Source organism: Stutzerimonas stutzeri (assembly GCF_024448955.1).
Taxonomy (GTDB): domain Bacteria; phylum Pseudomonadota; class Gammaproteobacteria; order Pseudomonadales; family Pseudomonadaceae; genus Stutzerimonas; species Stutzerimonas stutzeri_AQ.
Genome location: NZ_JAMOIH010000006.1, coordinates 1 through 13,607 on the forward strand (window position 1 = coordinate 1; position 13,607 = coordinate 13,607).

Annotated in this window: 11 protein-coding genes; 8 read left to right on the plus strand and 3 right to left on the minus strand. The window is 60.3% G+C overall.

What is annotated here, in order from left to right; all coding sequences use genetic code 11:
- Positions 1 to 193: 193 nt before the first annotated feature.
- Together NA645_RS07945 and NA645_RS07950 are read right to left on the minus strand one after the other, a co-directional pair.
- Positions 194 to 754, minus strand: a complete 561-nt coding sequence (locus NA645_RS07945) for a response regulator transcription factor (protein WP_256048334.1) — start codon at positions 752 to 754, stop codon at positions 194 to 196.
- A 33-nt stretch (positions 755 to 787) separates the two neighbouring features.
- Positions 788 to 2,041 carry an ATP-binding protein gene (locus NA645_RS07950; protein WP_256048335.1) on the minus strand — a complete coding sequence of 418 codons (1,254 nt, stop codon included), beginning with the start codon at positions 2,039 to 2,041 and terminating at the stop codon, positions 788 to 790.
- A 318-nt stretch (positions 2,042 to 2,359) separates the two neighbouring features.
- Here NA645_RS07950 and NA645_RS07955 point away from each other — a divergent pair, with 318 nt between their 5' ends.
- The 6 genes from NA645_RS07955 to NA645_RS07980 all read left to right on the plus strand — a co-directional run bounded on the left by NA645_RS07955 (position 2,360) and on the right by NA645_RS07980 (position 9,577).
- The gene (locus NA645_RS07955; RefSeq protein ID WP_256048336.1) at positions 2,360 to 3,055 is read left to right on the plus strand and encodes an SIMPL domain-containing protein; all 696 of its coding nucleotides are present in this window, start codon (positions 2,360 to 2,362) and stop codon (positions 3,053 to 3,055) included.
- 462 nt (positions 3,056 to 3,517) lie between these two features.
- A complete protein-coding gene (locus NA645_RS07960; RefSeq protein WP_256048337.1) occupies positions 3,518 to 5,749 on the plus strand; it encodes a TonB-dependent receptor domain-containing protein in 2,232 nt (743 codons plus the stop codon).
- A 162-nt stretch (positions 5,750 to 5,911) separates the two neighbouring features.
- On the plus strand, positions 5,912 to 6,505 hold the full coding sequence (locus NA645_RS07965) for a PepSY-associated TM helix domain-containing protein (RefSeq protein ID WP_256048338.1): 594 nt from the start codon (positions 5,912 to 5,914) through the stop codon (positions 6,503 to 6,505).
- A 9-nt stretch (positions 6,506 to 6,514) separates the two neighbouring features.
- Positions 6,515 to 7,024 (plus strand): DUF2271 domain-containing protein, encoded by a 510-nt coding sequence (locus tag NA645_RS07970; RefSeq protein WP_256048339.1) that lies wholly within the window; start codon positions 6,515 to 6,517, stop codon positions 7,022 to 7,024.
- Positions 7,025 to 7,040: 16 nt separating this feature from the next.
- Positions 7,041 to 7,916: a DUF4198 domain-containing protein gene (locus tag NA645_RS07975; protein WP_256048340.1), complete on the plus strand. Its 876-nt coding sequence runs from the start codon at positions 7,041 to 7,043 to the stop codon at positions 7,914 to 7,916.
- Between the two features lie 92 nt (positions 7,917 to 8,008).
- Positions 8,009 to 9,577, plus strand: a complete 1,569-nt coding sequence (locus NA645_RS07980; RefSeq protein ID WP_256048341.1) for a flavodoxin domain-containing protein — start codon at positions 8,009 to 8,011, stop codon at positions 9,575 to 9,577.
- Between the two features lie 159 nt (positions 9,578 to 9,736).
- On the opposite strand, the gene NA645_RS07985 is transcribed toward NA645_RS07980, so the two are convergent.
- On the minus strand, positions 9,737 to 10,900 hold the full coding sequence (locus NA645_RS07985; RefSeq protein WP_256048342.1) for a type III PLP-dependent enzyme: 1,164 nt from the start codon (positions 10,898 to 10,900) through the stop codon (positions 9,737 to 9,739).
- 439 nt (positions 10,901 to 11,339) lie between these two features.
- Here NA645_RS07985 and NA645_RS07990 point away from each other — a divergent pair, with 439 nt between their 5' ends.
- The gene (locus NA645_RS07990; protein WP_256048343.1) at positions 11,340 to 12,923 is read left to right on the plus strand and encodes a peptide chain release factor 3; all 1,584 of its coding nucleotides are present in this window, start codon (positions 11,340 to 11,342) and stop codon (positions 12,921 to 12,923) included.
- Between the two features lie 155 nt (positions 12,924 to 13,078).
- On the plus strand, positions 13,079 to 13,531 hold the full coding sequence (locus tag NA645_RS07995) for an REP-associated tyrosine transposase (RefSeq protein WP_256048344.1): 453 nt from the start codon (positions 13,079 to 13,081) through the stop codon (positions 13,529 to 13,531).
- The last annotated feature ends 76 nt before the right edge of the window (positions 13,532 to 13,607 follow it).

Genomic DNA, 13,607 nt, shown 5'->3' on the forward strand with positions numbered 1-13,607 from the left:
GCTGGAAGCTGGAAGCTGGAAGCTGGAAGCTGGAAGCTGGAAGCTGGAAGCTGGAAGCTGAGAGTATGGACTGCCCCAAGCGCGTCGAGCTTATCCTTGCAGCTTGAGGCTGTTTTTCTGTCGATCGCAGGATGGGTACACCCCTCCGAACGACTCGCTTCCAGCTCCAAGCTCCAAGCTCAAGGCTGCCTTTTTACCGCCTTACCGGACGTTTTTGCAGTTTGCGCTGCAAGGTCCGCCGGTGCATGCCCAGTGCACGCGCCGTGGCGGAGATGTTGCCGTCATGTTCGGCCAGTACGCGCTGGATATGCTCCCACTGCAGGCGATCCACCGACATCGGGTTTTCCGGCACCAGCGTATCCAGATCGGCATGTTTGGAAAGCAGCGCGGCCAGCACATCGTCGGCATCGGCGGGCTTGCACAGGTAATTGCAGGCGCCACGCTTGATAGCCTCGACCGCGGTGGCGATGCTCGAATAGCCAGTGAGGATGAGCACCTTCATTTCAGGGTCCAGCTCGAGCAATTTGGGCAGCAGCACCAAACCGGAATCACCATCCATCTTCAGGTCCAGCACCGCGTAGTCAGGCAGTTCCTGCTTCGCCATTTCCAGGCCTTCTTCGGCCGATCCGGCGATGCTGACGTTCAAACCACGACGGCTCATGGCCCGCGCCATGACTCGGGTAAATGTGGGATCGTCATCCACCAGCAGCAAATGAGGCTGATCTTCGCCTTCGTGCTGCAACTCTTCGGTCATGCTTGCATTCCTCGCGTTATGGTCACGTCAGGTTCAGGCCCGCACCAAGCCATGCGGCAGGCGCAACTCGGTCAGGGTGCCACCGTCTTCGTGATTGTAGAGCTTCACCGTACCGCCGGCGCGGGTAACGCTGGCCTGGCTCAGGAACAAGCCGAGACCGAACCCCTTGCCTTTGGTCGTGATGAAAGGTCGACCGATCTGTTCGGCGATCGCCAGCGGTACACCGGCGCCATGATCGCGAATGGTCAGCTTGATCCACTGCGCATCCCAATCCAGGCGAATATCCAGATTATCCGGGCTGGCATCGGTGGCGTTGTTCAGCAGGTTGAGCAACGACTGCCCTAGATCAGCCGGCGGCATCAGGCGCGGGGGCGTACCCTTGCCCAGGCACTGAAAGCGAAAGGTCGCTTCCGGGTGCATCAGATGCCAGCGTTGCAACACCGACTCGACCCACTCGCGTGCCGTCTGCTCGACGACTGCCTGGCGGCGATCCGCCTCCGCGGCGCGCACCAGTTGACGCAGGCTCTCCTTGCATAGCTGAACCTGCGATTGCAGCAACGCCAGATCCTCGTTCAACTGGGGCTGCTGATATTCCTGTCGCAACTCCTTGAGCAGCACGCTCATGGTCGCCAGCGGCGTACCCAGCTCATGCGCCGCCCCGGCAGCCTGCGTGGCCACGGCGAGCAGCTGCTGATCGCGCATGCTTTCTTCGCGGCGCTGGGCCTGGAACTGTTCCTGGCGCCTCAATTGCTCGGCCATGCGCGCCACGAAAAAGGTAATCAAGGCAGCGGCCAGCGCGAAACTCAGCCACATTCCATAAACCAGCAAAGTTGTGCGATCGACCGGTGGCGCGATGACTGGGTCGTACCACACCAGCATCAAGGTGTAGCCCGCAAGCGCCATCCCCGACAGAACCACCGAATACATCCACGGCAAGGTCGCAGCAGCGATGGTCAGCGGCACCAGGTAATAAGAAACGAACGGGTTGGTCGAACCGCCCGAGTAATACAGCAGCGCACTGTGGATCAACAGATCCGCGGCCAAGTGCACGGCGTATTCGAGCTCGGTCACCGGCCAGGGTCCGCGCAGTCGCAGAGCGGTACCCAGGCAGATCAGCGCCGAGACGGCCAGTGTGACGCCCAGATGAAACCACGGCAGTCCGAATAGTTGAGTGGCATAGGCGAGCCCCACCGCGCCCGCCTGCGCGGCGAGCACGAGGATGCGGATCAGAGTAAGTAGCCGTAGATTCTGGCGACTGGCTGAAAGCAGGTGAACGGATGCGTACATGGACTCTCCAACGGAGTCGCGAGTATAACCAAGGCGCCCGAAAGACAGCCCTCGTGCGGCAACGCGACGCACAAAAAACTGCATCGCGCCGCTCAAGGTCTAACAAGCTGTTGAAAAACGTTGGCGAGACAGTCAAGACAAGGCGGAGAAACGGACCGGGCTCGCGATCGAGTTACGAATTAGTAGATGAGTATTCGACCGGACTGGCGATCTGTAACGCTGGTTTGATGCGGCCGGCCAGGCAACGCAGATAGTTTCCTAACAGCCTGTTAAAGTCTCTGCGCCGCACCACTGGTGCCATCGAACTCAGGAGCCGTCATGTTCGTATCCGTAACCCGCAGCGTCGCACTGCTGGCCTCTATCACTTGCCTCTCGGCTGTCGCCGATGAGCAACACTACAACCAGATTTCTCTGCGCGCCGAGGCCACCAGCGAAGTGGCGCACGATCGCATGCATGTCACGCTTTACAGCGAGGCCCAGCACGAGGATCCGGCGCAGTTGGCCGCGCAGACGACCGAAGCCATGAACAAAGCTTTGCAGCGTGCGCGCTTGGCGAAAGGCATCGTGGTCAGCCAGGGCAGCCGCAGCAGCTATCCGGTCTACGAAGAAAAAGGGCAGCAGATCACCGCCTGGCGCGAGCGCGCCGAGTTGCGCCTGGAAAGTGGCGATTTCGCCGCGCTGTCCAAGCTTACCGGTGAGCTGATGCAAGACCTCAAGATGGGCAGCATGCAATTCAGCGTCTCCGACGCCATCCGTAAACAGAACGAGGACGCCTTGCTGAAGGATGCCGTCGCGGCCTTCCGCGCCCGCGCACAATTGGCCACCGAAGCGCTAGGCGGCAGCGACTACAAGATCGTCAATCTCAATTTGAACAGCGGCAGCGGTTATCAGCCGGAGATGATGCGCAGCGTGGCGATGAAAAGCATGGACGCCATGCCAACCCCCGATATCGAGGCTGGCACCCGTCAAATCAGCATCAACGCCGACGGCGTGATTGAAGTGCAGATGCCCTGAGCCAAGCAATAAATGCCGAGCCTCCTCTGCGAATCAGCCGAGGAGGCTGTGCAAACGAAGCGGATTGGTACGACGTACTCAGGATCTGTTCCCGTTTCGTCGTAAGCCGCATTGCTGCGCCAAATCTCGTCAGGCCGGGCGGCGCTCCACAGGCGCGGAATGCGAGGTAATGGCGTGAACCGACCCGCGCCGGTCCCTTGCAAAGTCCCACAACGCCGCATGGCGCAATACGGGTGTCCAGCCTAGGCTTCGCCACCCGAAGGGCCGCGTACGAAACAAGAACAGCCCTCGCACGATCCGGCCAAATAATTAGATACACATTCGCAAAGCTCGACGGTGCAAGGCGCGCAGCCTTGCAGCTTCGAACTTCGCAGCGATTGCCGGAACGACGCCATTCCAAACCGTGATCGCGAATCACTATCATGCGCGCCAAATAATGCTTCTAACAAAGGATTTTCGCGCATGCACGCCCCGTTCACTCGCTCAGCATTAGCCGCGGCTCTGCTCGGCTGCAGCTTTCATACGTTCGCCGATACCAACAGCCCAGTTACGCTGAGCGACACCGTGGTCAGCGCCTCGGGTTTCGAGCAGAAGGTTACAGAAGCCCCAGCGAGCATCAGTGTGATCAGCAGTGAAGAGCTCCGGACCAAGCGCTACAGCAACCTCGCCCAAGCGCTGGATGAGGTGGAGGGTGTGGATATCCGCCAAGGCACCGGCAAAACCGGCGGCCTGGATATCAGCATGCGCGGCATGCCCAGCGACTACACCCTGATCCTGATCGATGGCCGTCGTCAGAATACCGCTGGCAACGTTACGCCCAATGGTTTCAACGAAACCCGCACTAGCTTTATGCCGCCCCTTTCAGCTATCGAACGCATCGAAGTGATTCGCGGCCCGATGTCCACGCTGTACGGCTCGGATGCCATGGGTGGAGTGGTCAATATCATTACCAAAAAAGTGGCGGACAAATGGGGCGCAGCGATCACGCTGGACCATACATTTCAAGAAGACAGCGATTACGGCGACACCAGCAGCACCAGCGTGTATGCCAGCGGCCCGCTCGCAGAAGGATTGCTCGGTCTGGCGGTTCGCGGAAGTTTCTATGATCGCGAAGAGTCGAACCTGACTTTCGACAACGACTCGACCGTCAGCAAGCGCGGCGCCTCTCCAGTCGAGGGCCGCAACTACAACGTTGGGACCCGTCTGTCCCTCACACCTCACGAAAATCACGATTTCGCTCTGGACTTCGAGCGTGGTCGCCAAGTCTACGAGAACGACAACTGCCAGTTGGGCACCCTCGATGGCAAGGCCTCTACCGGCAGCAACGCCGTAGCTGGCTGCGCCACAGACGACCCGTCCAACATCAGCGGCTATCAGGATCAGTTGCGCTTCGAGCGTGATCAATTCGCGCTCAGCCACACCGGACGGCTGGGCTTCGGCATTCTGGACAGCAGCATCACCTACAACCAGACCGAAACCATCGGGCGCACCATTCCCGGCACCCTCGGCGTGCCGTACGACGCACCCTATCAAGCCATCGTTGGTGGCGATGACCGCGAACTCGAATCCACTGATCTGGTTTTCGACACCAAGCTCGTCGCTCCGCTAGGCGACAACCATATCCTCACCGTGGGCGGCCAATATTGGGACGCCGAGGTGACCGATGGCGTCGCAGGAGAAGATTTCGCACAGAAATCCTGGGCGCTGTTCGTCGAAGACGAGTGGCGGCTGCGCCACGATCTGGCGCTCACCCTGGGTGCACGCTATGAAGACCATGAAGCTTTCGGCGGACACATCAGCCCGCGCGCCTACCTCGTCTGGAACACATCAGACAGCTGGACGATGAAAGGCGGCGTCAGCAAAGGTTACAAAACTCCGACACTCAACCAGCTGCATGACGGCATCAGCTCAATCAGCGGCCAAGGCCAGAACATCTCGTTCGGCAATCCTGACCTGGACCCTGAAGAGTCGACCAACACCGAGTTCGGCGTCTATTACGACAACCTTTCGAACTTCAACGCCAACGCGACCCTGTTCCATACGAAGTTCAAGGACAAAATCGATACCGGCCCAAGCCAGGCAAACTGTTTTTTCCCCGACTCACCTAATCAGCCAGGCTGCGTCAGCTATGGACCGGGCTTCCAGCAAGAGTTCTTCTCACAGGACATCAATATAGGCGAGGCCCGTATTCGCGGTTTCGAGCTGGCCGGCAAGTGGGCATTCGCGCCAGCCTGGAGTGTGAGCGCCAACTACACCTATACCGACAGCGAGCAGACTACCGGTGCAGACAAGGGCGCGCGGCTGACCAACACACCGATGCACATGGCGTTTGCCCGCCTGAGCTGGCAAGCGACCGATCAACTGAACCTGTGGTTCAAGGGTGAATACCGTGGCGAGCGCGCACGCTTCAATCAACGCTACGCAACTCTGACGAATGCCAACAAACAGGTGATCGATGCCGCTGGCGACCTCGAAGCCTACGAGGTTTTCCATCTGGGAGGCTCGTATAAAGCGACGGAAAACCTGACGCTCAATGCCACCATCTACAACCTCTTCGACAAGGACTTCACCACGGGCACCTATTACAACAATGGCACGAGCTGGGTTTCCGACTACGCACAGATCGGTCGCGGCACCGACGGGGTCATCGAAGAAGGCCGCCGCCTCTGGCTGTCCGCCAACATCACGTTCTGAGCCAACAGTGTGACGCTGATGAAGCCGGGGTTTACTCCGGCTTCATCGCATTAGGATCAGCTGCCCGCCTCGAGACGCGAATGTATGCCATTGGTAAATCTTTAGCGTTTGAAAGATCAAGCGCCCTAGAATCCGCCATCTCCTCACACGACAAGGACCACCATGCACCTCTGGCTCGGCACGCTCCGCCAATGGCACTGGATCAGCTCTGCGCTGTGCCTGGTTGGCATGTTGCTGTTCGCGGCCACAGGGATCACGCTCAACCATGCCGCGCAGATCGAGGCGCAACCTAGGGTGACCGAACGTCAGGCCGAGCTGCCACAGGCTCTGCAAAGCCAGCTGTTGTCCCAGACGCCTGAAGCCGGGCTTCCCGATGCGCTACGTCAGTGGCTCGAGAGTGAACTGAGCATTGATCTCAGCGATCGCGACGCCGAATGGTCTGACGGCGAACTCTACATCGCACTGCCCCGCCCCGGCGGCGACGCCTGGCTGAGCCTTACGCTGGAAAACGGCGAACTGCTGTACGAATCCACCGATCGCGGCTGGATTTCCTACCTCAACGACCTCCATAAAGGCCGCAACACCGGCACCGCCTGGAGCTGGTTCATCGATATCTTCGCGGCAGCCTGTGTGGTCTTCAGCCTTACCGGATTATTGCTACTGCAGCGTCACGCCAGTGGCCGGCCGACGACCTGGCCGCTGGTCGGGGCCGGGTTGGTTATCCCGCTGCTACTGGCGCTGCTGTTCATTCATTAAGGATCTGCCATGCGAAAAACCCTGCTATTGCCTCTTGCCCTATTCAGCGCACCGCTGATGGCCGCCGAGCTGAAAATCGAGGTGGAAATTCCTCGTCTGCAGGTGGCCGAATATCACCGCCCCTATGTGGCACTGTGGCTGGAGCAACCGGACAAGAGCCATGTCGCCAACCTTGCCGTCTGGTACGACCTCAAGCTCAAGGACAACGAGGGCGAAAAATGGCTCAAGGACATGCGCGAATGGTGGCGACGCAGTGGCCGCAGCCTGGACATGCCGGTGGACGGCGTAAGCGCCGCGACCCGCGCGGTCGGTACTCACAGCCTAAGGTTCACCGACGACAGCGCACCTCTCAACGACCTGCCTGCGGGCGAATACCGCCTGGTGGTGGAAGCCGCGCGTGAAGTCGGCGGGCGCGAACTGCTGCGCCTGCCGTTCAGCTGGCCGCCGGAAAAAACCGAAACGCATCAGGCCCAGGGCGAAAGCGAACTGGGCACCATCACCCTCGAACTGACCCATTGACCCAAGGAAGCCCAGCATGAAACCGATGATCAAATGGACCGCCCTGGCCCTGGCCGTTTGCCTGCCACTGTCCGCACAGGCCCATCGCGCCTGGATGCTGCCCTCGGCCACGGTGCTATCCGGCGAAGACCCATGGATTACCGTGGACGCAGCCGTCTCGAATGACCTGTTCTATTTCGAACATTTTCCTTTGCGCCTGCAGGGCATCGGTCAACTCGATCAGGCTCCGGCTGGCGGCCCGCCCGGCATGCGTCCACGTCCGGCTGCGCAACTGCAAGTGATCGCGCCGGATGGCTCCGCCGCACAACCGGAGAACGGCAGCATTGGCCGCTATCGCAGCACCTTCGATGTGCATCTGACCCAGAAAGGCACCTACAAGCTGGCGGTCGCCAATAACGGCCTAGTTGCGCGCTGGAAAGAAAATGGCGAAACCCGCCGCTGGATGGGCAACCCGGACGCGTTCGCCAAGGAAGTCCCAGCCAAGGCCGAAGATCTCCAGGTGAGCCAGAACAGCAGCCGTATGGAGGTGTTCGCCACGTCCGGAGCACCGACCAAGACAGTGCTGGAGCCCACCGGCAAAGGCCTGGAACTGTCGCCGATCACCCATCCCAACGATCTGTACGCGGGCGAAGCGGCGGAGTTCGTTTTCCTGCTGGACGGCAAGCCGGCTGCGGGCGTGGATATCAGCGTGATCCCAGGAGGCAATCGCTACCGCGACGAGCTAGGCGAAATCAAGACCACCACCGACGAGACGGGCAAAGTCAGCATAACTTGGCCGGAAGCGGGCATGTACTGGCTGGAAGCTGAACTGACCACCGACAAAGGCGTCAGCAAGCCGGCCAGCGAACGTCGTGCCAGCTATAGCGCCACACTGGAAGTTCTGGCGCCCTGATCGCAACCATTGATCGCCCCGTTAGGGCCTGTTGGAGCTTCGCACTGCGGCGAAACATCACCAGGCCCTAAGGGAGGTTCCGGATTCTTCCTGTGTTTTATTCCTCATCCTTACGGGCCCTGCGCTTCTGGCCGCTGCTGGTGGTTGTGGCGTTGGCCGTTGCGCTGTTCTGGCTCAAGCCAGCCCGTGAGCTATCCGCTGCGCTGGTCGTGGCGACCTATCTGGGTGGCTGCCTGCTTGTCTGGCAGCGACAGCGCCGTCCCTCCGGCGCCCTTGATGCCGATGGCCAACTGCTCGTGGCCTATGCCAGCCAGGGCGACCAGGCCCGGCAATACGCCGAGCGCTCGGTCGATCAATTGCAGCAAGCTGGCTTGCCTGCGCAGCTTTGCGCGCTTTCCGAACTGACTCCGTCCGCCTTGGCAGAGATGCCGCGCGTACTGTTCGTGGTCAGCACCTATGGCGAGGGTGAGGCGCCTGACAACGGCGCGCACTTTGCGCGGCAACTGCAGACCACTGAGATCCGCCTGGATCATCTGGAGTACGCCGTGCTGGCACTGGGTGACCGCCGCTACCGGCATTTCTGCGGCTTCGGCAATCGCCTCGACGCGCGCCTGCGCGCTCTTCATGCGACACCATTGTTCGACCGCGTAGACGTCGATCGTGGCGAAGCCGGCGCCCTGCGCCATTGGCAGCAGCATTTGGCATTGCTCACTGGCCACCAGCCGTTCAGCGACTGGCTAGAGCCGTCCTATCAAAGCTGGACGCTGCTCGAGCGGCGCTGCCTCAACCCCGGAAGCGCCGGCAGGCCGATCTTCCATCTGAGCCTCGCGCCGCCCGATACCGCTGTGAATTGGCAAGCGGGTGATATCGCCGAAATCGGCCCCAGGCAGCCGCGCGAGCGAATCGAGGCGCTGCTGGACAGCCTGGGGCTGGACGGTGACTCCATTACCGAAGACGGCACCGTACTGCGCGATGCGCTCGCCCAGCGTCAGCTGCCCGACCAGCTACATGAGGTGCAGAAGCTGACAGCCCAGGCGCTGCTGGACAGCCTGCCCGCCCTCGCCCACCGGGCCTATTCGATTGCGTCGTTGCCAGCGCAAGGGCGGCTTGAATTGCTGGTACGGCAGATGTATCAGCCCGATGGCTCACCCGGCGTCGGCAGCTACTGGCTCTGCCGCGAGGCACCAATGGCTGGCGAGATCGACCTGCGCATCCGTGCCAACCCCGGCTTCCACGGGCCTGCGGCACAAGCGCCGATGATTCTGATCGGTAGCGGGACAGGCCTGGCTGGACTACTGGCACATCTGCGCGAACGTGAGCGCACGCCTGGAACGCGTAATTGGTTGTTGTTCGGCGAACGCAATGCCGCCTGCGATGCGTTGTTTGCCGACGAGCTACGCCGCTGGGACGAAACAGGCCATCTGACCCGGCTGGACCTGGTCTTCTCGCGCGATCAACAAGAAAAGCGCTACGTGCAGCACCTGCTACGCGATGCGGCTGATGAATTACGCGCTTGGGTCGAGGACGGCGCAGCCATTTATTTATGTGGCAGCCTGGATGGCATGGGCCGCGAGGTGCACAGCATGCTGCTTGGTCTGCTGGGCGAACAAACGCTGGATGCGCTCGGCCAGCAAGGCCGCTATCGCCGTGATCTCTACTAAGCCCTACGCAGCAACCCGGTGAACCGAGCCTGTCGGGGTGATCGACTTCCGGCTTGAAGGCATGGCCAGACAAGCGGGAAACGACTCGACCTAGGCCTTTTTCAGTGTCGAAACGAAAACGCCCCGGGACTCAGCCCGGGGCGTTGGGGTACCAGATGCTTACAGGTAGTAAGCCTTCAGCGGCGGAAAGCCGTTGAACTCCACGGCGCTGTAGCTGGTGGTGTAAGCGCCAGTGGAGAACCAATACAGGCGGTCACCGCTGGCTAGGTTCAGCGGCAGGCCGTACTTGTAATGCTCGTACATGATGTCGGCGCTGTCGCAGGTCGGGCCGGCGATGACCACTTCTTCCATCTCGCCTTTTTTCTCGGTCCAGATCGGGAACTTGATGGACTCGTCCATGGTTTCGATCAGACCGCTGAACTTGCCCACATCGGTGAACACCCAGCGCTCGACCGCCGTGCGCGACTTACGCGACACCAGCACTACTTCAGAAACCAGCACCCCGGCATTGGCGATCAACGAGCGGCCCGGTTCAAGGATGATCTCCGGCAGCTCGTCGCCGAAATCGTCTTTGAGAAAGCGGATGATCTCGTCGGCGTAGGTAGTAAGGTCATTGGTCTTTGCGATGTAATTCGCCGGAAAGCCGCCGCCCATGTTGATCATCTTCAGGACGATGCCGTCCTCTTCCTTCAAACGTTCGAAGATCACCTTGACCTTGGCGATGGCCGCATCCCAGACGTCGATGTCACGCTGCTGCGAGCCGACGTGGAACGACACGCCGTACGGGTCCAAGCCTAGCTGCTTGGCCAGGATCAGCAGATCCAGCGCCATGTCGGTCTGGCAGCCGAACTTGCGTGACAGCGGCCAGTCGGCGGTGTTGGAACCTTCAGTGAGGATCCGCACGTAGACCTTCGAACCTGGCGCGGCCTTGGCAATGTTGCGCAGGTCGGCTTCCGAGTCGGTGGCGTACATACGCACGCCTCTGTCGTAGAAGTAGCGAATGTCCTTAGCTTTTTTGATGGTGTTGCCGTAGCTGATGCGTTCCGGGCCGACGCCGGTGGCCATCACCTTGTCCAGTTCGTAGATCGAGGCGATGTCGAAGTTCGAGCCCTTGTCGCGCAGCAGCTCGGTGATTTCTGTGGCCGGATTGGCCTTCACGGCATAGTAGATCTTGGCGAACGGGAAGTTGCCGACCAGCTGGTCGTACGAATCGCTGATGATCTTGGTATCGATGACGACGAACGGGGTTTCGCGCTCATCGGCGAATGCCTTCATCTTCTGGAAGGTTTCGCGCGGATAGTAATCTTCGATCTTGATCGACATGCATGGCTCCAAATCGGGAAACGTAAAGTCGGATAAGGGGTGAGCAAGAACGCCTGATCAGTTTCCCCACTTTGGTTCGCCTACTTCCCAAGGCATGTCGCCGAGTATCACGGCCAGGTCGACGGCAACGGGTGCGGTGACCTGGTGAATCCTGATCTCTCGTCGTCAGTACTTGAGCCGGATGGATCGTTGCCAGCATGGACGTTCGGGCGCGAACTTTAGAACCACAGCTGACCGATATCAATGAAAAATCCGTACTCGCTTCCGTTTTTTCCCGTGTCGACGAACCTACCCTTATTCAAACCGACAAATGTGACGCAGCGATGTTCCCCCTCCGGGCCTGGTCGGCTAAGGCGCAGCGACGTGCGCCACGCTGACGGACAGCCTTTGCGTTATAATCGCCGGCTTTTTCCGACACGCTTTCAATACCGGGACCGCCATGACCTCTCAGGCCGCCGAAGTCGCGAAGCGCCGCACCTTCGCCATCATTTCCCACCCCGACGCGGGCAAGACCACCATCACCGAAAAATTGCTGCTGATGGGCAAGGCCATCGCCGTCGCCGGTACCGTGAAGTCGCGTAAATCCGATCGCCACGCGACCTCGGACTGGATGGAAATGGAGAAGCAGCGCGGCATCTCCATCACCACGTCGGTGATGCAGTTTCCCTACCGCGAGCACATGATCAACCTGCTCGACACCCCAGGCCACGAAGACTTCTCGGAAGACACCTACCGCACCCTGACCGCGGTGGACTCGGCGTTGATGGTTCTCGACGGTGGTAAGGGCGTCGAGCCGCGCACCATCGCGCTGATGGACGTTTGCCGCCTTCGCGACACGCCCATCGTCAGCTTCATCAACAAGCTCGACCGCGACATCCGCGACCCAATCGAACTGCTCGACGAAATCGAGGCGGTATTGAAGATCAAGGCCGCGCCCATCACCTGGCCGATCGGCTGCTACCGCGATTTCAAGGGCGTCTATCACCTGGCCGATGACTACATCATCGTCTACACCCCGGGCCACGGGCACGAGCGCACCGACGTCAAGATTATCGAGAAGCTCGACTCGGATGAGGCGCGCAAGCACATCGGCGATGAGTACGACCGCTTCGTCGAGCAGCTGGAGCTGGTCCAGGGTGCCTGCCACGAGTTCGACCAGGATGAGTTTCTCGCGGGTCAACTGACGCCGGTGTTCTTCGGCACGGCGCTGGGCAACTTCGGCGTCGACCATGTCCTCGATGCCGTCGTCGACTGGGCGCCGCGCCCGCTGCCGCGTGAAGCCAACGAGCGCGTGGTCGAGCCGGTGGAAGAGAAATTCACCGGGTTTGTCTTCAAGATCCAGGCGAACATGGACCCCAAGCACCGCGACCGTATTGCCTTCATGCGCATCTGCTCGGGCAAGTACGAAAAAGGCATGAAGCTGCGCCACGCGCGCGTTGGCAAGGACATCCGAATCGCCGATGCGCTGACCTTTTTCTCCAGCGAGCGTGAAATGCTCGAACAGGCCTGGGCCGGCGACATCATCGGTCTGCACAACCACGGCACCATCCAAATCGGCGACACCTTCACCGAAGGCGAAAATCTCGGTTTCACCGGTATCCCGCACTTCGCTCCGGAGCTGTTCCGCCGCGTGCGCCTGAAGGACCCGCTGAAATCCAAGCAGCTGCGCCAAGGCCTGCAGGAACTGGCCGAAGAAGGCGCCACGCAGGTGTTCTTCCCCGAGCGCAACAACGACATCATCCTCGGCGCGGTCGGCGTGCTGCAGTTCGACGTCGTCGCCAGTCGGCTGAAGGAGGAATACAAGGTTGAGTGTGCCTACGAGGCGATCAACGTCTGGTCGGCTCGCTGGATCGAGTGCAGCGATGAGAAAAAGCTCAAGGAGTTCAGCGATAAGGCCTACGAGAACCTAGCGGTCGATGGCGGTGGTCACCTGACCTACCTGGCACCGACGCGGGTCAACCTGAGCTTGATGGAAGAGCGCTGGCCCGATGTGAAATTCAGGGCGACGCGCGAGCATCATTGATAGGCGATCGTTGCGATAACCCTGGGCTTCATTCGCGAGCAAGCTCGCTCCTACACATCCGCCTTTTGTAGGAGCGAGCTTGCTCGCGAAGCTTTAACCGCCGCACATCGAGTCGCGCAATTCAGAGACACCACCAACCGAAAGGACGCAAAGGAATGCGCTTTCATGGTCGCGATTTACGCAAAGGGCGAGTCAACCTGCCCGGCCACACGTATGTACTAACCTGCGTGACGCTGAACCGAACCGCAGCATTTGCAGAGTGGTCCTCAGCATCCTTACTGGCACAGGAGATCCATCGGATCGGTCAGTCTGACGCGATCCGGCCGTTAGCCTGGGTAGTCATGCCTGACCATCTGCATTGGCTCGTGCAATTGGAAGCCGGCTCGTTGAACCAACTGATGCAGCGGCTGAAGTCAAGAAGCGCGATCGCTCTGAACAGACTCCACGGCACCCGCGGTGCGATCTGGCAGAAGGGTTATCACGACCGTGCCGTTCGCAATGAGGAAGACCTGCGCAATGTAGCGCGGTATATCGTGGCAAATCCGTTGCGGGCAGGCCTGGTCAAGCGCATCGGCGACTACCCATTCTGGGATGCGGCATGGTTGTAATAGTGCTTAACCATCCATCCACTTAGAGCTTCGCCAGCAAGCTGGCTCCTACAAAAGCGACCGCCGGACCGGGACT

Excerpts from the sequence above, each read along its gene's own strand:
- NA645_RS07955 (WP_256048336.1), top strand. The coding sequence starts at position 2,360 with ATGTTCGTATCCGTAACCCGCAGCGTCGCACTGCTGGCCTCTATCACT.
- NA645_RS07950 (WP_256048335.1), bottom strand. The coding sequence starts at position 2,041 with ATGTACGCATCCGTTCACCTGCTTTCAGCCAGTCGCCAGAATCTACGG.
- NA645_RS07995 (WP_256048344.1), top strand. The coding sequence starts at position 13,079 with ATGCGCTTTCATGGTCGCGATTTACGCAAAGGGCGAGTCAACCTGCCC.
- NA645_RS07975 (WP_256048340.1), top strand. The coding sequence starts at position 7,041 with ATGAAACCGATGATCAAATGGACCGCCCTGGCCCTGGCCGTTTGCCTG.
- NA645_RS07970 (WP_256048339.1), top strand. The coding sequence starts at position 6,515 with ATGCGAAAAACCCTGCTATTGCCTCTTGCCCTATTCAGCGCACCGCTG.
- NA645_RS07960 (WP_256048337.1), top strand. The coding sequence starts at position 3,518 with ATGCACGCCCCGTTCACTCGCTCAGCATTAGCCGCGGCTCTGCTCGGC.
- NA645_RS07985 (WP_256048342.1), bottom strand. The coding sequence starts at position 10,900 with ATGTCGATCAAGATCGAAGATTACTATCCGCGCGAAACCTTCCAGAAG.
- NA645_RS07945 (WP_256048334.1), bottom strand. The coding sequence starts at position 754 with ATGACCGAAGAGTTGCAGCACGAAGGCGAAGATCAGCCTCATTTGCTG.
- NA645_RS07990 (WP_256048343.1), top strand. The coding sequence starts at position 11,340 with ATGACCTCTCAGGCCGCCGAAGTCGCGAAGCGCCGCACCTTCGCCATC.
- NA645_RS07965 (WP_256048338.1), top strand. The coding sequence starts at position 5,912 with ATGCACCTCTGGCTCGGCACGCTCCGCCAATGGCACTGGATCAGCTCT.